Annotated in this window: 20 protein-coding genes; 11 read left to right on the forward strand and 9 right to left on the reverse strand. The window is 66.5% G+C overall.

Going from position 1 to position 18,246, the window contains the following annotated elements; all coding sequences use genetic code 11:
- Window positions 1-5: 5 nt before the first annotated feature.
- Window positions 6-242, reverse strand: coding sequence for a LapA family protein (locus HCT51_RS14010; RefSeq protein WP_166877513.1), 237 nt, complete (start codon window positions 240-242; stop codon window positions 6-8).
- Window positions 243-311: 69 nt separating this feature from the next.
- Window positions 312-794 (reverse strand): CarD family transcriptional regulator, encoded by a 483-nt coding sequence (locus HCT51_RS14015; RefSeq protein WP_166877507.1) that lies wholly within the window; start codon window positions 792-794, stop codon window positions 312-314.
- A gap of 166 nt (window positions 795-960) precedes the next feature.
- Between HCT51_RS14015 and HCT51_RS14020 the strand changes: the two genes are divergently transcribed.
- A complete protein-coding gene (locus HCT51_RS14020; RefSeq protein ID WP_166877501.1) occupies window positions 961-1,422 on the forward strand; it encodes a hypothetical protein in 462 nt (153 codons plus the stop codon).
- A 78-nt stretch (window positions 1,423-1,500) separates the two neighbouring features.
- Here HCT51_RS14020 and HCT51_RS14025 read toward each other — a convergent pair whose 3' ends face one another.
- Both HCT51_RS14025 and HCT51_RS14030 read right to left on the reverse strand, forming a co-directional pair.
- A complete protein-coding gene (locus HCT51_RS14025) occupies window positions 1,501-2,181 on the reverse strand; it encodes a response regulator transcription factor (RefSeq protein ID WP_166877497.1) in 681 nt (226 codons plus the stop codon).
- A complete protein-coding gene (locus HCT51_RS14030) occupies window positions 2,178-3,329 on the reverse strand; it encodes a sensor histidine kinase (RefSeq protein WP_166877493.1) in 1,152 nt (383 codons plus the stop codon). Before HCT51_RS14030 ends, HCT51_RS14025 begins: the two co-directional genes overlap by 4 nt.
- A gap of 160 nt (window positions 3,330-3,489) precedes the next feature.
- Here HCT51_RS14030 and phoU point away from each other — a divergent pair, with 160 nt between their 5' ends.
- Window positions 3,490-4,152 carry a phosphate signaling complex protein PhoU gene (gene phoU / locus HCT51_RS14035; protein ID WP_166877488.1) on the forward strand — a complete coding sequence of 221 codons (663 nt, stop codon included), beginning with the start codon at window positions 3,490-3,492 and terminating at the stop codon, window positions 4,150-4,152.
- Between the two features lie 63 nt (window positions 4,153-4,215).
- On the opposite strand, the gene HCT51_RS14040 is transcribed toward phoU, so the two are convergent.
- Window positions 4,216-4,959 (reverse strand): phosphoglyceromutase, encoded by a 744-nt coding sequence (locus tag HCT51_RS14040; RefSeq protein WP_166877484.1) that lies wholly within the window; start codon window positions 4,957-4,959, stop codon window positions 4,216-4,218.
- A 103-nt stretch (window positions 4,960-5,062) separates the two neighbouring features.
- Here HCT51_RS14040 and HCT51_RS14045 point away from each other — a divergent pair, with 103 nt between their 5' ends.
- The gene (locus HCT51_RS14045) at window positions 5,063-5,950 is read left to right on the forward strand and encodes a class I SAM-dependent methyltransferase (RefSeq protein ID WP_166877481.1); all 888 of its coding nucleotides are present in this window, start codon (window positions 5,063-5,065) and stop codon (window positions 5,948-5,950) included.
- A gap of 8 nt (window positions 5,951-5,958) precedes the next feature.
- Here the strand turns inward: HCT51_RS14045 and HCT51_RS14050 are convergent, their stop codons facing one another.
- The 4 genes from HCT51_RS14050 to HCT51_RS14065 all read right to left on the reverse strand — a co-directional run bounded on the left by HCT51_RS14050 (window position 5,959) and on the right by HCT51_RS14065 (window position 9,216).
- Complete coding sequence (locus HCT51_RS14050; RefSeq protein WP_166877477.1) at window positions 5,959-7,074, reverse strand: FUSC family protein; 1,116 nt, start codon at window positions 7,072-7,074, stop codon at window positions 5,959-5,961.
- An 88-nt stretch (window positions 7,075-7,162) separates the two neighbouring features.
- Window positions 7,163-8,245 carry a CAF17-like 4Fe-4S cluster assembly/insertion protein YgfZ gene (gene ygfZ, locus HCT51_RS14055; RefSeq protein ID WP_224760511.1) on the reverse strand — a complete coding sequence of 361 codons (1,083 nt, stop codon included), beginning with the start codon at window positions 8,243-8,245 and terminating at the stop codon, window positions 7,163-7,165.
- Window positions 8,235-8,831 (reverse strand): nitrobindin family protein, encoded by a 597-nt coding sequence (locus HCT51_RS14060; RefSeq protein ID WP_166877471.1) that lies wholly within the window; start codon window positions 8,829-8,831, stop codon window positions 8,235-8,237. The genes ygfZ and HCT51_RS14060 overlap by 11 nt, the downstream gene beginning before the upstream one ends.
- A 118-nt stretch (window positions 8,832-8,949) precedes the next feature.
- The gene (locus HCT51_RS14065) at window positions 8,950-9,216 is read right to left on the reverse strand and encodes a hypothetical protein (RefSeq protein WP_166877468.1); all 267 of its coding nucleotides are present in this window, start codon (window positions 9,214-9,216) and stop codon (window positions 8,950-8,952) included.
- Window positions 9,217-9,272: 56 nt separating this feature from the next.
- On the opposite strand from HCT51_RS14065, the gene HCT51_RS14070 reads away from it, so the two are divergent.
- The 8 genes from HCT51_RS14070 (at window position 9,273) to pstB (ending at window position 18,222) form a co-directional block, all read left to right on the forward strand.
- Window positions 9,273-9,962, forward strand: coding sequence for a response regulator transcription factor (locus HCT51_RS14070; RefSeq protein ID WP_166877465.1), 690 nt, complete (start codon window positions 9,273-9,275; stop codon window positions 9,960-9,962).
- Window positions 9,934-10,782, forward strand: a complete 849-nt coding sequence (mshD, locus tag HCT51_RS14075; protein ID WP_166877462.1) for a mycothiol synthase — start codon at window positions 9,934-9,936, stop codon at window positions 10,780-10,782. Before HCT51_RS14070 ends, mshD begins: the two co-directional genes overlap by 29 nt.
- 43 nt (window positions 10,783-10,825) lie before the next feature.
- Entirely contained in the window at window positions 10,826-13,006 is a 2,181-nt protein-coding gene (locus tag HCT51_RS14080) for an RNA degradosome polyphosphate kinase (protein WP_166877459.1), read from the forward strand.
- Window positions 13,007-13,053: 47 nt separating this feature from the next.
- The gene (locus HCT51_RS14085) at window positions 13,054-13,959 is read left to right on the forward strand and encodes an NUDIX hydrolase (protein ID WP_224760512.1); all 906 of its coding nucleotides are present in this window, start codon (window positions 13,054-13,056) and stop codon (window positions 13,957-13,959) included.
- Window positions 13,960-14,161: 202 nt separating this feature from the next.
- Entirely contained in the window at window positions 14,162-15,253 is a 1,092-nt protein-coding gene (locus HCT51_RS14090; protein WP_370626839.1) for a phosphate ABC transporter substrate-binding protein PstS, read from the forward strand.
- Window positions 15,254-15,389: 136 nt separating this feature from the next.
- Window positions 15,390-16,346 (forward strand): phosphate ABC transporter permease subunit PstC, encoded by a 957-nt coding sequence (gene pstC / locus HCT51_RS14095; protein ID WP_166877452.1) that lies wholly within the window; start codon window positions 15,390-15,392, stop codon window positions 16,344-16,346.
- A complete protein-coding gene (pstA, locus tag HCT51_RS14100; protein WP_166877449.1) occupies window positions 16,346-17,428 on the forward strand; it encodes a phosphate ABC transporter permease PstA in 1,083 nt (360 codons plus the stop codon). Before pstC ends, pstA begins: the two co-directional genes overlap by 1 nt.
- Before the next feature lie 14 nt (window positions 17,429-17,442).
- Window positions 17,443-18,222 (forward strand): phosphate ABC transporter ATP-binding protein PstB, encoded by a 780-nt coding sequence (gene pstB / locus HCT51_RS14105; protein WP_166877445.1) that lies wholly within the window; start codon window positions 17,443-17,445, stop codon window positions 18,220-18,222.
- Window positions 18,223-18,246 lie beyond the last annotated feature (24 nt).

The raw sequence follows: 18,246 nt of genomic DNA on the forward strand, positions 1-18,246 counted from the left end.
ACGCGCTAGCGGCGACGCCGGCGGCGGCCCATCAGCCAGCCGGCGACGAAGCCGGTCAACGCGATGATGCCGAGCACCAGCCAGAGCGGCGCGCGCACGGACACCCAGAGCAGGCCGACCGACGCCTCGCCGAGGTTCTGCGCGATGAAGATGACCGCGAGAATCAGCAACGCGATCGACACCCACTGCGAAACGCTCAGCGGCCAGAAACGATTGGACCGGGTGCGGTCATCACTGCTCATCTCAACCACCTTTGGTTCGATGAGCTGATCGAACCACAAACCTCCCCCACAATGGAGGGTTTTTGCGACTTAGGAGGCGAGCACCTCGTCGAGCACTGACGACGCCTGCTCTTCGTCGGTCTTCTCGGCCAGGGCCAGCTCAGAAATCAGGATCTGGCGGGCCTTCGCGAGCATCCGCTTCTCACCGGCGGACAGGCCGCGGTCCTGGTCGCGACGCCACAGGTCGCGCACCACCTCGGAGACCTTGATCACATCACCGGATGCCAGCTTCTCCAGGTTCGCCTTGTACCGACGGGACCAGTTGGTGGGCTCCTCGGTGAACGGGGCGCGCAGCACGTCGAAGACGCGGTCGAGCCCCTCTTTTCCGATGACATCGCGCACGCCGACCAGGTCGACATTGTCGGCCGGAACCTCGATGGTCAGGTCACCCTGGGTGACGTTCAGCTTGAGGTACTTCTTCTCTTCGCCCTTGATGATTCGAGTCTTGACCTCGATGATTGTTGCGGCACCGTGGTGGGGATAGACGACCGTCTCGCCGACCTCAAAAAGCATGACTTTGATCCTTTCGGAGACGAGTTATTCTACCACAGCGGGCTCCCAGTTAGGGTTGCCTAACAAGCCGCCGGGCCGTCGTCATCGATAAGCTGAGATCCAACTGGGTTGATCACCCGCCACACCTGCTCTGGAGGTCTACAAAGTGACACACGGCGCCGTTTCCATGCGCACCGCGGCAACCGCGGCCATGTCCGCCCTGATTGTCGTCGGCCTCGCCGGCTGCGCCTACCTCACCCCGCAGGCGACAACCAACCAGTACGACCCGAGCGATGGCGTCAACGGCACCGTCGGCGAGGTCGACCTGCTGAACGTGATGGCGCTGAGCGCCGACGGTGAGAACGTCTCGGTCCTCGGCCGAGTGCTGAACAACGGCGAGAGCACCGCCAGCGTCACGATCAAGCCGGTGAAAGCCGGCTCAACCGGCTCCGCCGACGTCGTCGTCCCCAGCGGCGACTACATCGACCTAGGCAAGGACGACTCAGAGCTGATCCTGGAGGGCGTCGACACAGGGGTCGGCGGCGTGCTTCCGCTCTACGTGCAGTACGGCGACGAGCCCGGCGTCGAACTGCTGGTTCCCGTGCTCGACGGCTCGCTGCCCGAGTACGAAGACCTCCTCATCCCATAGGCAGACAGACGACAGACGAAAGGCCCGGTGGATTCCACCGGGCCTTTCGTATGTCCTGCAGCCCCGTGGGGCCGGCTGTTACGCCTCGAAGCGGTAGCCGAGACCGCGCACGGTGACCAGCATCCGCGGGTCGGACGGGGTCTTCTCGATCTTGGAACGGATGCGCTTGATGTGCACGTCCAGGGTCTTGGTGTCGCCGAAGTAGTCGGCGCCCCACACCCGGTCGATCAGCTGGCCGCGGGTGAGCACCCGTCCCGCGTTGCGCAGCAGCAGCTCGAGCAGCTCGAATTCCTTCAACGGCATCGGGGTGTCACGTCCCGCCACGGTGACTGTGTGGCGCTCGACATCCATCCGCACATCTCCGGACTCGAGGATGGCCTCGAACGCGTCATCCGCCTCGGTCTGACGACGCATCACCGCGCGGATGCGGGCCAGCAGTTCGCGACTCTTGTATGGCTTGGTCACGTAGTCGTCGGCGCCCAGCTCGAGGCCCACGACGATGTCCACTTCGCTGTCCTTCGCGGTCAGCATGATGATCGGCACCGACGAGGTGAGGCGGATCTGCCGGCACACCTCGGTTCCAGACAGGCCGGGCAGCATCAGGTCAAGCAGCACCAGGTCGGCGCCTGCACGGTCAAACTCGGCCAGGGCGCTCAGCCCATCGGCCACGACAGTCGTCTCGTAGCCCTCCCGAGTTAGCAGGTACTCGAGCGGTTCGCTCAGCGCCGGTTCGTCTTCGACGATGAGGATACGAGTCATTCTTTTGCTCCCAATTGTGCTGTGGCGTGTGATGCTTCGGGCAGTCGGACGGTGAAGGTTGAACCGCTGCCTGGCTGTGACCAGACACGGATGTCGCCGCCATGGTTCTGGACAACGTGTTTGACGATGGCGAGGCCGAGTCCGCTTCCGCCGGTGTTGCGGCTGCGGGCGGGGTCGACCCGGAAGAAGCGCTCGAAGACGCGATCGACTTCATCCTCGGGGATGCCGATGCCCTGGTCTGTCACCGAGATCTCCACGACCCCGTCGCTCTCGCTCACGCCGATCCCGACGCGGCTCCTGGCCGGCGAATACTGGATGGCGTTCGCGATCAGATTATGGATCGCCATCACGAGCATCGCTTGATCGCCGTAGACCTGCGCGTGTTTGTCGCCGCCCCTCAGCAGCGAGATCTGCTCCGCGTCGGCGGCGACATGGTTCTGATCGATCGCGGTGGAGAGCACCCGGTCAATGTCCACCAGTTCCGGCTTGGCAAGTGCCTCGCCGGCCTGCAACCGGGAGAGCTCGATGATCTCCTGGGTGATGCCGACCAGCCGCTCCGACTCCTTGCTGAGCCGCTTCGCGAACCGGCGCACCTGCTCCGGGTCGTCGCTGGCCGACTCAAGCGCCTCGGCGAGCAGCGAGACGGCGCCGATCGGGGTCTTCAGTTCGTGACTGATGTTCGCCACGAAGTCTCGACGCACCTCTTCAAGACGGTACGACTCGGTACGGTCCTCCGCGAGCAGCAGCACGTACCGGGTGCCCAGTCGGGCCACACGCACGAACAGGTGCATCATCGCGTCACCGAACGGCCCGCGCGGCAGCTGCACTTCTTGGCTGCGCGGTTCCCCGGTCCGGCGCACCGAATCCACGAGTTTCACCAATTCCGGATGCACCAGCGCCTGGTTCCAGACCAAACCGGCCGCCATCGCCCCCGGCGACGCCTTGATCACGTTGTTCGACCCGTCGAGCACGACGCCCGCGGACTCCAGCACATCGATCACCTGGTCGACGCCGTCCGGAACGGTTGACGCCACCACCGCAGCGGCTCGATGCCCGCGCCTGGCGGCGACATAGATCACAAGTACGACGCCGGCGCCGACGAAGATGCCGAATGCCACCGAAAGCGGCACTAACCAGCCGGAACTCATACCCCTAAGATTAGTGATCCCCAGCGGGCCGCTTCGCACCAGTGTCGGCGGACCCCGCTAATCTGGGAGTTGTTCAGGCAACCGACACCCTTCGTTCACCTCCGCTGGACACTCTGGTTGCGACCGCGTGGGTGTCGTGCCGCACGGCGAAAGGATAAACATGCGCGAAGTCTTCCAGCAGGAGCTGCGAGAGGTGCAGGACCGGCTCGTTGAGATCGCTGCGCTGGTTGCGACCTCAATCGAGAACGCAACGCAGGCTTTCAACAATTCAAACATTGCCCTGGCCGAACAGGTCATCGCCGACGACGCCCGCATCGACGCGGCCGCGAAGTCGCTCGATGAGCTGGCCATCGACATCCTGGCCCGGCAGCAGCCGGTAGCCCGCGACTTGCGGATCGTCGTGAGCGCGTTGCGGATCTCGGCGTCGCTGGAGCGGATGGGCGACATGGGGTCGCACATCGCGCAGCTCGCGCGGTACCGGTTCCCGGAGAAGGTGGTGCCGAAGGCGCTGCGCGACACGTTCATTGAAATGGGCGCGCTCGATGTCGACGTGGCGAGAAAGCTCACCGAGCTGCTGCGCACCGAGGACCTGTCGCTGGCGGAGCAGATCCGCACCGAAGACGACAAGCTCGACGATCTGCACCTGAGCGTGTTCGACAAGCTGCTCGGCGAAACGTGGAAGGGCGGCGCCGAAGACACCGTCGACGCGACGCTCGCCTCCCGCTACCACGAGCGCTTCGGTGACCACGCGGTCTCGATTGCCAAGAAGGTGCAGTACCTCGCCACCGGCGATTGGGTGCCGGACGGCAACACCCCGTCATAGTCGCCGCATCCGCTTAACGACGAAGCGCCCCGCTCGATGCGGGGCGCTTCGTTGTTCAGTGAGTTACTTCTTACCCTGCGCGGCGACGGCGGCGGCACCTGCGGCCGCGGCCTCGGGGTCGAGGTACTCCCCCGGCTTCACCGGCATGAAGTTGTCATCGAGCTCGTACACCAGCGGGATGCCGGTGGGGATGTTCAGCTCGGAGATGTCGGCGTCGCTGATGCCGTCGAGGTGCTTGACCAGTGCGCGCAGCGAGTTGCCGTGCGCGGTGACCAGCACCACCTTGCCGGCGGCCAGGTCCTTGGTGATGTCGGACTCCCAGTACGGCATCATCCGGTCGATCACGAGCTTCAGGCTCTCGGTGCGGGGCAGGTCGTCGCCGAGGTCTGCGTAGCGCTCGTCGTGCGCCTGGCTGTACTCGTCGTCGTCGTCCAGCTCGGGCGGCGGAACGTCGAACGAGCGACGCCAGGTCTTGAACTGCTCGGGCCCGTACTGCTCCAGCGTCTGCGCCTTGTCCTTGCCCTGCAGCGCGCCGTAGTGCCGCTCGTTCAGGCGCCAGCTGCGCTTCACCGGAATCCACAGCCGGTCGGCGGTTTCGAGCGCCAGGTTCGCGGTCTGGATGGCGCGCGTGAGCACGCTCGTGTACAGAATTTCAGGGTGCAGACCGGATGCCGCGAGCAGTTCGCCTGCCCGCATGGCCTCCCGGGTTCCCTGCTCACTGAGGCGCACATCCACCCAGCCGGTGAACAGATTTTTCTCGTTCCAATCGGACTGGCCATGGCGCAACAGGATCAGCGTATGAGTCATGCCTCCAGCCTATTGGGGTCTCGACAGGCTCGACCGACGGAGGCAGGCTCGACCGGAGGCAGGCTCGACGAACCGAGGGTCGCGAGGCTGGAAGGATGGAGGCATGGTCGAGGGGCGCGTCACGCGGGGCACGACGGGCGCGAACCGCCTCCGTCGCGTCGACCGCTGGATCACCCAGTTGCCGGTGCTGCGCCGAACGCACGACCCGTTCGTGGTCGACCTCGGGTACGGGGCCAGCGCGCGCACGCCCCTGGAGCTGCACCACCGGCTGAGCTTGGTGCGACCGGATGTCGAGGTGCTGGGCCTCGAGATCGACCCTGACCGGGTGCGCCTCGCCTCGGAACAGCTGGACCGCTGGCGTTCCCATGTCGCCGCGGCCCGGGCGCTGCGCAGCGCCCGCGCGAACCGTGCGCTACGCGGGTCGTATGGCGCCGGTCACGTCTCGTTCGCGCTCGGCGGGTTCGAGGTGCCCGCTCCGGGCAACCGGCGGGCCAGCGTCATCCGTGCGTTCAATGTTCTGCGGCAGTACGACGAGCACGAGGTGGCGCGGGCATGGCAGCTGATGGTGGCGCGCCTGCAGCCGGGCGGTGTGCTGGTGGAGGGCACCTGCAGCGAGGTCGGCCGGGTCGCCAGCTGGGTGGAGGTGACGGCGGCCGGCCCGCAGTCGCTGACCATCAGCCTGCGGCTGACCGACCTGGAGAAGCCGAGCATCGTGGCCGAGCGGCTGCCCAAGGTGCTCATCCATCGGAACGTGCCGGGCGAGCGGGTGCACGAGCTGATCACCGCGCTTGACCGACACTGGCAGTTCAACGCCGGGCTGTCGGTGTATGCGCCGTCGCAGCGCTGGATTGCCACGGTCACCGGGCTGCGCGCCGACGGCTGGCCGGTGCTCGGCCGCCCCGCGCGCTGGCGGCTCGGCGAGGTGACCGTGGCGTGGGATGCGGTGGCGCCGCTGCCTGAGACGGGATTGCGCCGGATGCCGCGGAGCTGACGGGCCCGCTATACCTCGGGCAGCAGCCCGCGCGCCTCGGCATCCGGCATTCCGCTGGCCACCAGCAGGTCGACCAGCAGCGGACGCAGCATCATCACCAGCACGGTGTCCACCATCGGCGCACCGGGCAGCAGGGTCGTCGGGTCGAGCTCGCGCATGACCGCGGCGAAGCGGCTGCGCGCCTCGTCGAGGCTGGCCGGATTCCGCACTCCGTCGCCGAGCAGCACGACACCGCCGGCGATGCCCTCCACCACGCGCGCCAGCTCGGGACGCGCCGCGGCATCGCGCACCAGGAACATCACCCGGCGCACGAACAGCCGCAGGTGTCGCACGCTGAGGTCTCCCCCGGTGAGCAGCCGCTTCTGCTGCTGCAGCGCCGGCAGGTGCCTGCGTAGGAACGGGGAGATGCGGGCGATCGCCACGGCCGAGTCGAGCGAGGCCGTCCAGTCGTCGATCAGCACCTGGGTGCGCCGCAGCCGTTCCAGCGCCAGCGCCGCCGCCGCCTCGTTGCCGGTGCGCAGCGCGTCGACGGTCGAGTCGAGCGCCTCGGAGAGGGTGGAGTACAGCCGCCGGCCATCCCGCTGCGCGATCGATGACGGGTCGCGCGGGATCAGCGCGGTCACGATTAGCGCCACGATGCCGCCGATCAGGCCGTCGAGGCTGCGCACGTACACGCCGCCATCCGGTGCGGGCATGATCATCACCATCATCGACTGCACGCCGGCGGCCACCGCGAACGCGTTGCTCGGCGACGAGAACCGGGCCACCACCAGCGTCACCGCCAGCGCCACGGCGATCTGCCAGGCACCCGAACCGGCCAGCATCCACAGCGTCTCGCTCAGGGTGATGCCGACCAGCATGCCGACGGCCGACTCGAGGATGCGCCGCGGCCTGGCGTCGCGGCCGAAACCGAGCGACGAGACCACCACGGTCACCGCCAGCACCGGCGCCGCATGGCCGAGGAGGTAGTGCGCCACCGCGTAGCTCAGGAGCGCGGCGATCACGATCTGCCCGATCGCCGGCAGCGACGTGCCGACCCGGGTCAGCGACATCCGGAACCCGACGCGCCAGCGGATGCTGCGTTCCAGCCGCCGCAGCCGGTCGGCGTTGCCCTGCGAGGTCATCGCACGGCGCCGACGCCACGCCGGCTGGCAGCACGCCGGTCGGACTCGGCGCCGTTGAACGCGGCGCCCCCGTTCAGCGCCCGGTGTCTCACCGTGGTGGGCGGGTGACCGTGCCGAGGCGAGGCAGCCGCGGCACATCGGCCTCGGCACCGGCGCTCGGCGGCACGATGACCTCCTGCGCGGCCGCGATCTCCAGATCGTCGGCGATCACCGTGAGCGCTGCCGTCGGGTCGACGGTGCGCTTGATCACGGCCAGCGCGATCGGCCCGAGTTCGTAGTGCAGGGCCGCGCTGGTGATCCGGCCGACGGTCTTCTCGCCGAGGCGCACCTCGTCGCCGGGGCCCGGCAGCACACCGTCCGACCCGTCCAGATGCAGCAGCACCAGCCGGCGCGGCGGGTGGCCGAGGTTGTGCACCTTGGCGACCGTCTCCTGGCCGCGGTAGCAGCCCTTGGTCAGGTGCACGGCACTGCGCAGCCAATCCAGTTCGTGCGGGATGGTCTTCTCGTCCACCTCGGTGGAGAACCGCGGACGCCAGGCGGCGATCCGCAGCGCCTCCAGGGCGAGCGTTCCGGCCACGGGTTGTGTCGCGAGCCCGGCCAGCGCGGACCGTTCGACCAGCACTTCGCGATAGGTCCAGACGGATGCCGGATGCTCCTGCACCTGGGCGTACTGGTGCCCGCCGGACACCACCTGCCGCCACGGGTCAACCCACTCGAGCGGCATCCCGTTCGGCGCGGCCGCGGCCACCAGCCTCTCGCCGAGAGTGCCGATCGTGGCGTACTCCGCGCTCACGTCGGCGATCTCCACCCGCAGCATGAACTTCATCCGCTGCAGGAACGACTCCAGTGACGCCGCCTCGCCCGCATCGACCAGCAGCCAGGTGCTGACCCCGTCGTCGATCACGCGGATGGCGTGTTCCAGCCGGCCGGTGGCATCCAGCAGCAGCGTCTCGGCCGACTCGCCGGCCGGCAGACCGGTCAAACGTTGCGAGGTGATCGAGTCCAGCCAGGTCAGCCGGTCGGGACCGGTGACGGTGAGCACGGCTCGGTCGGACAGGTCGACGATGGCCTGCCCTTCGGCGAGCCGGCGCTGTTCACCGAGCGGGTTTCCGTAGTGATCCGGAACCGTCTCGCCGACGGCGCCCGGTAGGGAGAGAAATTCAGTCGACACGGGCGAGCCTCGCAGACGCGTGAGTACGGAGATCCTGGCCGAGAGCGGCGATGTCCCACGCCCAGAGCAGGTGGCCTTCAACCAGACCATAGAGCCGGGTGGCGGCGTTGTAGTCCTTAGCGCTGGCGGAGCGCATCACAGCATCCGTCGCCAAATCGATCCGCGGGCCGTGCACCTCACCCAGGTACAGCTCGCTGATTCCGCCGGGGTGCACGAGCGACACCTCGATCTCGAAGCCGCCGTCGCTGGTGCGCAGCGTTTCGACCGCTTCGGCGTCTGCGTATGCCGGCTGTCCGGTGCTGGGCAGCATGCCGGGGCCCGGATCGGAGTCCACGGCCGGCCGACTGAGTCGCCAGTAGCCGGCCTCGGTGGCCAGCGGCGTATTCGCCTCGTTCAGCAGCCAGCTGTACGAGGTGTAGTTCAGGTGCGGGAGCCCGTCGTGGCTGAACGAGAGTCGCTGCCCGAACTCGTGGGTAACGATGTCGTCGCCGATCCGGTAATTGACGACGCCGGTTCCCTCCCACACTCCGATGAGCCAGGAGAGCGGAACGAGCTCAGCCGCAAGGCTGGCGTCGAGATCGAACACGGCTTAGCGCTGCCCCCGGTACAGATTCCAGACGACGACCCCTGCGGTGAACGCGATAGCCAGACTGGCGAGGGCGAGGAGACCGATAAAGAAGATTTCCAGGGCGAGAAGCATGCTCTTATCCTATGCCTGCGATCGGCAATGCTACGGCGGTCGCCACGGCAAGCAAGATGACGGATCCGGCGATGCTCAGCACGATGCGCCCGACCAGCCCTTCCTTCTCCTGCAGCACCAGTTGCAGGGCAAAGGTGACCAGCAGCGAGGTGCCGAAAATCACGGCCAGCCACGACAGGTAGCTACTGGGCGGCGCGACGATCAGCACGGCGACGGCGGCAAAGACAACACCAACCCACACCGGAACGATGCTGATAGGCCGCCAGGTCATGTGCTCATGCTACCGAGTCGACGCCAGTAGACTGGCACCGGCATCTTGGAGGACCATTGGCGCAGCTGTTAATACTGACCTCTGCGGCAGACCACGACGTCCTTCCCGCGTTGGGGCTGTTGAGTCACGCGGTGCGCCACATCCCCGCCCAGCCGGCCGCGTTGGTGAACGCCCCGCACGCTGACCTGATCATGCTCGACGCCCGCCGCGACCTTGCTCAGGCCAAGTCGCTCTGCAAGTTACTGACGGCCACCGGCCTCGACGTTCCTCTGCTGGTGATCCTCACCGAGGGCGGCCTCACCGCGGTGAACGCCGACTGGGGTGTTGCCGACGTGCTGCTGGATGTCGCGGGGCCCGCCGAGGTGGATGCCCGCATCCGCCTGGCCATCGGCCGGGGAAGCGACAGCTCCTCGCAGCCGAAGATCCAGGCATCCGGTGTCGTGATCGATGAGGCCAGCTACTCGGCGAAAGTGCACGGGCGGCCGCTCGACCTCACCTTCAAGGAGTTCGAGCTGCTGCGCTTCCTGGCCTCGCACCCCTCGCGCGTGTTCACCCGGGAGCAGTTGCTCAGCGAAGTCTGGGGCTACGACTACTTCGGCGGCACCCGCACGGTCGACGTGCACGTGCGGCGGCTTCGGGCAAAGCTCGGCGACCAGGAGTCGCTGATCGGCACGGTGCGCAACGTCGGCTACCGGTTCAACATGCACGAGGACGACAGTGAACGCACACCTCAGTCGATCGGTTAACCTCCGCTCCGACGCATCCGTCGCCGCCCGTCTGGATCGGCTGATCAGCCGCGCGCTCGAGACCGACGGGCAACCGCCGTTCAACGAGGCCAGCCTGCTCGAGAAGACCGAGGTGCTCTTCTTCGAACGGGACGGCGAGCTGGTCGGCGCCGCGATGACCGGCGACGAGGTGGAGTTCGTGGTGGATCCGGCCGAACGCCGCCGCGGTTACGGTGAGCAGATCCTGCGCGCCGTGCTCACCCCGACGTTCGCGGCCTGGGCGCACGGCGACCACCCGGCCGCCCGGGTGCTGGCCGAGCGGTATGGGCTGCGGCGGGATCGCACGCTGCTGCAGTTGCGGCTGGGTCTCGACGGGCTCGACCAGCGGGAGTCGCTCGACCAGCGGGGCCCAGCCGGCGGTCTCACGATCGACACGTTCCGCCCTGGCGTCGACGACGCCGCGTGGGTGGCGCTGAACGCGCGCGCCTTCGCGGGCCACCCCGAGCAGGGCGCAATCACCCTGGCCACCCTGCAACCGAGGCTGGCCGAGAACCCGGCCGAGCATTTCCTGCTCGCCCGCGACACCGACGGTGGAATTCTCGGGTACTGCTGGCTGAAGATCGCCGATGACCTCGGTGAGATCTACGTGCTCGGCGTCGACCCCGACAGGGCAGGCTCCGGGATCGGCCGGGCGCTGCTGGCCGCGGGTCTTGCGCACTTGAAGGCACTCGGCATCGGCGAGTCCAACCTGTATGTAGAGGCCGACAACGAGCCGGCGATGCGGTTGTACCGGGCATTTGGGTACACCGATCACATGGTGGATGTGCTCTACCGCCGCTGAGGTCGTTCACACGGTGTTCCGCCTCGGGTGAGAAGATAGGCGAATGGACAGCGAGACCTACGTTCGCGGTACTGCCGAGGCAACCGACCAGCTCGACGATGACTACGACGAAGAGGCATATGCGGTCGAGGCGGGCAATCTCCCGGCCGATCGGTTCATCGACCGCGAACTGAGCTGGCTCGCGTTCAACCAGCGGGTGCTGGAACTGGCCGAAGACCCGAATGTGCCGCTGCTGGAGCGCGCGAACTTCCTGGCGATCTTCGCCAGCAACCTCGACGAGTTCTTCATGGTGCGCGTCGCCGGGCTGAAGCGCCGCATCGCGACGGGCATCGCCGTGCCCACGAACATCGGCACGCCGCCCACCGAAGTGCTGGCGAATATGTCGGAGAAGGCGCACGAGCTGCAGGAGCGGCACGCCGTCGCGTTCCGCGACGTGGTGAAGCCGGCGCTTGACGAGGCGGGCATCCACATCGAGACGTGGAACGACCTCAACGAGGTCGACCGGGCGGCCCTCGACCAGTCGTTCGCCGAGAGGATCTTCCCGGTGTTGATGCCGCTCGCGGTCGACCCGGCGCATCCGTTCCCGTATATCTCCGGACTGAGCCTGAACCTGTCGATCCGGGTGCGGAACCCCAAGACCAGCCGGGTGGAGTTCGCCCGGCTCAAGGTGCCGGGGATGCTGCCCCGGTTCGTGCGTCTGCCGGATGACGGCAGCGGCCGGTTGCGCTTCATCCCGATCGAGGATCTGATCGCCAACCACCTCGGCGACCTGTTCCCCGGGATGGAAATCCTGGAGCACCATGAATTCCGGGTGACCCGCAACGAAGACCTCGAGGTCGACGAGGACGAGTCGGAGAATCTGATCCAGGCGCTGGAGAAGGAGCTGCTGCGGCGACGCTTCGGTCCGCCGGTTCGTCTGGAGATCACCGACGACATGGATGAGGTGACCCTGCGTCTGCTGATGCAGGAGCTCGACATCACCGAGCAGGAGGTCTACCGCCTGCCTGGCCCGCTGGACCTCGCTGGGCTGTTCGAGGCCACCCGCATCGACCGGCCGAAGCTCAAGTATCCCAAGCATGTGCCCACCACCGCCGTGCAGTTCCAGCCGTACGAGCCGTCGGCGCCGATCGACGTGTTCCGCGCCATCGCCCGCCGCGATGTGCTGGTCCACCACCCGTACGAGTCATTCGCCACCAGCGTGCAGGCGTTCCTGGAGCAGGCAGCCGCTGACCCGCACGTGCTCGCCATCAAGCAGACCCTGTACCGCACGAGCGGTGACAGCCCGATCGTGGAAGCACTGATCGACGCCGCCCAATCGGGCAAGGCGGTGCTCGCGCTGGTCGAGGTGAAGGCCCGGTTCGATGAGCAGGCGAACATCACCTGGGCACGCAAGCTGGAGAAAGCCGGCGTGCACGTGGTCTACGGCCTGGTCGGGCTGAAGACGCACTGCAAGCTGGCGCTGGTCGTGCGCCAGGAGAAGAACGGCCGGCTGAAGCATTACAGCCACATCGGCACCGGCAACTACAACCCGAAGACCAGCCGCATCTACGAAGACCTCGGCCTGTTCACCGCCGACGACGAGGTGGGCAAGGACGTCACCCGGCTGTTCAACGAGCTGTCCGGCTACGCGATCGAGAAGAAGTTCAAGCGTCTGCTGGTGGCCCCGCTGCACCTGCGGAAGGGGCTGCTGAAGCGCATCCGCACCGAGGAGAAGAACGCGCTCGACGGCAAGCCGTCCGGCATCCGGATCAAGCTCAATTCGATCGTCGACGAGGCCATCATCGACGCGCTGTACCGGGCCAGCAACGCCGGGGTTCCAATCGACCTGTGGGTGCGCGGCATCTGCGGGCTGCGCCCGGGAGTGCCGGGACTGAGTGAGAATATCCGCGTGCGCTCGGTGCTCGGCCGCTATCTGGAGCACTCGCGAGTGTTCTCGTTTGAGAACAACGGTGACCCGCAGATCTACATCGGCAGTGCCGACATGATGCACCGCAACCTCGACCGCCGCGTCGAGGCCCTGGTGCGCCTCACTGATCCCGCTCACCTGGTGGAGATCAACGACATGTTCGAGCTGGCCGTGGCAGAGACCACCGAATCCTGGTGGCTGGACTCCGAAGGCGAGTGGACCCGGCACGCGCGCACCGACAGCGACGAGAAGCTCGAGCACGTGCAAGACGTGCTGATGCAGCGGATCTCTGCCCGACGCCGCGGGCCAAAGCGGTGACGTCGGTTCCACCCTCCGCGCAACCTCCTGTGCTCGCGGCTGGTGCCGTGTGTTGGAAAATCTCCGAGGGCAAGGTGAAGATCCTGCTCGTGCACCGCACGCAGCACAAGGATGTCTCGCTGCCCAAGGGCAAGCTCGACCCCGGCGAGACGCTGCCGCAGTGCGCGGTGCGCGAGATCGCCGAGGAGACCGGGCTGGCGATCACGCTTGGCGCCCCGCTCGGCACCGTGGAGTACACGATGCCGAACGGTCGGTCGAAGATCGTGCACTACTGGCAGGCCGAGGTGGGCCAGTTGGCGATCGCCAACTCCACGTTCGTCTCGAACGACGAGATCGAGGCCCTGCAGTGGGTGTCGCTGAAGCGCGCCAGGCGTATCCTCAGCTACGCGCACGATGTCGAGCTGGTGGAGCGGTTCGCAGAACGGTTGGAGCGCGGGCGCGCCCGCACGTTCGCCATCATCGCGGTGCGACACGGCAAGGCGACGCCCCCGGAACAATGGGATGGTCCGGATGCCACGCGCCCGCTGATCCCGAAGGGTTGCGAGCAGGCACGGGGCATCGCCGCCGGCATCGCCGCATACCGGCCGGTCAAGCTGATCACGTCGAACGCCACCCGGTGCGTGGACACCATCACGCCGACCGCCGAGTTGCTCGGTATGCCGGTGAAAGAGACCGAGACCATCAGCCAGGACGCCTACCAGTCGGGCAACGACGCGGTGCAGAAGGTCGTGCGCAAACGGCTGGCACACCAGAGGACCGCGGTGCTCTGCAGCCACGGGCCGGTGCTGCCCGAGCTGATCGGCGAGATCGCGCACGTCACCGGCACCCCGATCGACGCGGAGCTGAGGCGGGCGACGATGCTCGCCACCGGCGAGTTCAGCGTCTTGCATGTGTCTCTGGAGCATCCGGAAGGTGGCCTGGTGGCGGTCGAGACCCACGGGCCTGCCCTCTAGTAATCCAGCGAATGCACAGTCTGCAAATAGCGCACCCTGTCATTCTGAATAGAGCTGCAACGCGGGAGCGGGCCCTCCTGTTCAGCGCTCGTTTACCTCCCGTTTACCATTACGGGCGACAGTAGTTAACCGAGCCTCCGTAGGGTCTTCCGAGGGTCGGCACCGGCCCCACATCTGAAATCACATTCCCGAAAGGAACTCTGTGAACATCAAGCGTTATGGCAGCATCGCTGCCATTGCTGTCGCAGGCACCATGCTCCTCGCCTCGTGCGCGGCGAACGAAGGCAACGGCGCGGACGCGCCTGCCGCGTCCGACCTCACCGGCACCCTCGTCGGCGGCGGCGCCTCGTCGCAGCAGGCCGCTCAGGAAGCCTGGGTTGCCGGCTTCCAGGGCCTCAATGAGGGCGTGACCGTCGAGTACGACCCCACCGGTTCCGGCACTGGCCGTGACAACTTCATCGCTGGCGCGAACGCCTTCACCGGCTCCGACCGTGCGTTCAAGGACGAGGAACTCGCCGCGGACAACTTCGCCGGCTGCGTGCCCGGCACCCCGCTGGTCGAGATCCCGGCATACATCTCCCCCATCGCCGTCATCTTCAACCTTGAAGGCGTCGACACCCTGAACCTCGACGCGCCGACCATCGCGAAGATCTTCAAGGGCGAGATCACCACCTGGAACGACGAGGCCATCGCGTCCCAGAACCCTGACGCTGAGCTGCCCGCCGAGGCAATCACGGCCGTGCACCGCTCTGACGAGTCGGGCACCACCGAGAACTTCGTCGAGTACCTCTCCGCTGTGACCCCCGAGGTCTGGGACGCAGAGGTTTCTGGCGACTGGGCATACCCCGGTGGCGAAGCTGCACAGGGCACCTCCGGTGTCGTTGACGCAGTGACCAACGGAAACGGCACCATCGGTTACGCCGACGCTTCGCGCGCCGGTGACCTGGGCACCGTTGCAGTCAAGGTCGGCGAAGAGTACGTCCCGTACTCTTCTGAGGCTGCTGCTGCCATCGTCGACGCATCGCCGTTCGTCGAAGGCCGTGGCGAGACCGACCTGGCCATCGAGCTGGACCGCACCACCACCGAGGCTGGCGTCTACCCGATCGTTCTGGTCAGCTACCTGATCGGCTGCGCCGAGTACGAAGACGCTGCCAACGCTGAGCTCGTGAAGGCGTACTTCGAGTACGTCATCAGCGAAGACGGCCAGGCCACCGCTGAGGAAGCCGCCGGCATCGCGCCGATCTCCTCCACGCTGTTCGACGCAGCCTCTGCCGCAGTGAGCGCGATCAAGTAACACCCTTTCAAAGTCTGCCCGGTGCCCCTCGCCTTGTTGTGCGAGGATATGGCGCCGGGCAGACTTGGGTTGTGACCGCAGTCTCAGCCCCGCCCCCACCACCATCCCGAACGAATTCCCAGGGGAACCCTCGCTGATGACCTCGCCTACGGCACCGCCCACTACAACTCGAAATCGGGCGAAGCAACGGCCCGGCGACCGCATCTTCTCTGGTTCAGCCCTCACCGCCGGCGCTCTGATCCTCGCGATCCTCGCCGGTGTCGCCGGCTTCCTGCTCCTCGAGAGCATCCCCGCCTTCACCACCGACCCCGAAGACATCGACATCCTCGCGGGTGAACCCTTCTGGTCGTACGTTGTCCCTCTCATCTTCGGCACCCTCTGGTCGTCGGCCCTCGCGCTGCTGATGGCCATCCCGGTGTCAATCGGTATTGCCCTCTTCATCTCGCACTACGCACCGCGTCGGCTGGCCCAGGGCCTCGGCTACATCGTCGACCTGCTCGCAGCCGTTCCTTCGGTCGTCTTCGGCCTGTGGGGCGGCAGCGTCCTGGCACCTGCCGTGCAGCCCCTCTACACCTGGCTGACCGAGAACCTCGGCTGGATTCCGTTGTTCGCCCCGCCGGCATCCGGCACCGGTCGCACGATCCTCACCGCCGCCATCGTGCTCGCCGTGATGGTGTTGCCAATCATTACCGCGCTCTGCCGCGAAGTGTTCCTGCAGACTCCGGTGCTGCACGAGGAGGCCGCACTGGCCCTCGGTGCAACGCGCTGGGAAATGATCCGCACCGCGGTGCTGCCCTTCGGCCGCCCCGGAATCGTGTCCGCGTCGCTGCTCGGCCTCGGCCGCGCCCTCGGCGAGACGATGGCCGTCGCCATGGTGCTGTCCGCATCCGGCGGAATCACCTTCGCGCTGCTCACGTCGTCGAACCCGGGAACCATCGCCGCGAACATCGCGCTGCGCTTCCCCGAGGCGTTCGGCACCAACATCAACCTGCTGATCGCCACCGGCCTGATCCTGTTCGCCATCACCCTTGTGGTGAACACGATCGCGCGCTGGATCCTCAGCCGCCGCAAAGAATTCTCCGGAGCGAACTAATGACCCAGACATCCGTCGCCGCTCCCACTCAGAACGCCTTCGCCTCCGGTCAGCTGCCACGCGGCACCACCTGGATGGTGCTCGGGGCCGCGCTGGTGTTGTCCTTCATCGCCTTCTGGTTGCTCCAACAGGGCGGCGCCACTGAGGACTTCAACATCGTCGGCGCCGTGTTCGTCGGCGCCGTGCTGTACATCATCGCGATCTACGTCATCTCGATGCTGGTGGAGAGCAGACGCAAGGCTAAGGACCGGCTGGTCACCGCCCTTGTCACCGGCGCGTTCATCGTCGCGCTGCTACCGCTGATCTCGCTGGTGTTCACGGTGCTGACCAACGGCCTCGCCCGGTTCGACATCGAGTTCTTCACGAACTCGATGCGCAACGTCGTCGGCGAGGGCGGTGGAGCCGTCCACGCCATCGTCGGCACGCTGCTGATGACCGGGACGGCCACTTTGATCTCGGTACCGATCGGCTTACTTACCTCGATCTACCTGGTCGAGTACGGTCGCGGACCGCTCGCCCGGGCCATCACCTTCTTCGTTGACGTGATGACCGGCATCCCCTCGATCGTTGCCGGCCTGTTCGCCTACTCGATCTTCGCGCTCATCTTCGGCCCGGGCACCCGTCTCGGGATCGCCGGTGCCGTCGCCCTGTCGGTGCTGATGATCCCCGTCGTGGTGCGCTCCTCCGAGGACATGCTGCGACTGGTTCCGAACGAACTGCGCGAAGCCGCATTCGCCCTCGGCGTGCCGAAGTGGCTCACCATCCTCAAGGTGGTGCTGCCGACCTCGATCGCCGGTATCACCACGGGAATCATGCTCGCCGTCGCTCGCGTCATCGGCGAGACCGCCCCGCTGCTGGTGGCTGCCGGATTCACCAACAACCTCAACTACAACATGTTCGAAGGCCGGATGCAGTCGCTGCCGGTCATGGTGTACAACCAGTACGTTTCGCAGGGAACCGACGCTCAGGCCTACCTCGATCGTGCCTGGGCAGGAGCCCTGACCCTCATCCTGATCGTGATGATTCTCAACCTTGGCGGCCGCCTCATCGCCAAGATCTTCGCCCCCAAGACGGGCCGCTAGGAGCTATAGAAACCGTGTCAAAACGCATCGAAGTCAACGACCTTGACGTCTACTACAGCAAGTTCAAAGCCGTCGAAGGGGTCACCCTCAACATCGAGCCGCGCAGCGTCACCGCGTTCATCGGCCCGTCGGGCTGCGGCAAGTCGACGTTCCTGCGCACGCTGAACCGCATGCACGAGGTCATCCCCGGCGCATACGTCGACGGTGAGGTGCTGATCGACGGCAACAACCTGTACGACTCGGGTGTCGACCCTGTGCTCGTGCGCCGCCAGGTGGGCATGGTGTTCCAGCGCCCGAACCCGTTCCCCACGATGTCGATCCGTGAGAACGTGCTGGCCGGCGTGAAGCTCAACAACCATCGGATGTCTAAGCCAGACGCCGACGACCTGGTGGAGAAGGCACTGCGCGGCGCGAACCTCTGGAACGAGGTCAAGGACCGCCTCGAGAAGCCGGGTTCCGGTATCTCCGGTGGACAGCAGCAGCGTCTCTGCATCGCGCGCGCCATCGCCGTGCAGCCTGAGGTGATCCTGATGGATGAGCCCTGCTCCGCCCTCGACCCGATCTCCACGCTGGCGATCGAGGACCTCATCGAAGAGATGAAGACCGAGTACACGATCGTGATCGTGACCCACAACATGCAGCAGGCCTCGCGTGTGTCGGACAAGACCGCGTTCTTCAACATCGCCGGCACCGGCAAGCCCGGCAAGCTGATCGAGTACGACGAGACGGCCAAGATGTTCTCGAACCCGGCCGTGCAGGCCACCGAGGACTACGTCTCCGGTAAGTTCGGATAACCAGCCACACAACAACAGCCCTCA

It is taken from the genome of Salinibacterium sp. ZJ450 (assembly GCF_011751885.2).
Lineage (GTDB): Bacteria > Actinomycetota > Actinomycetes > Actinomycetales > Microbacteriaceae > Ruicaihuangia.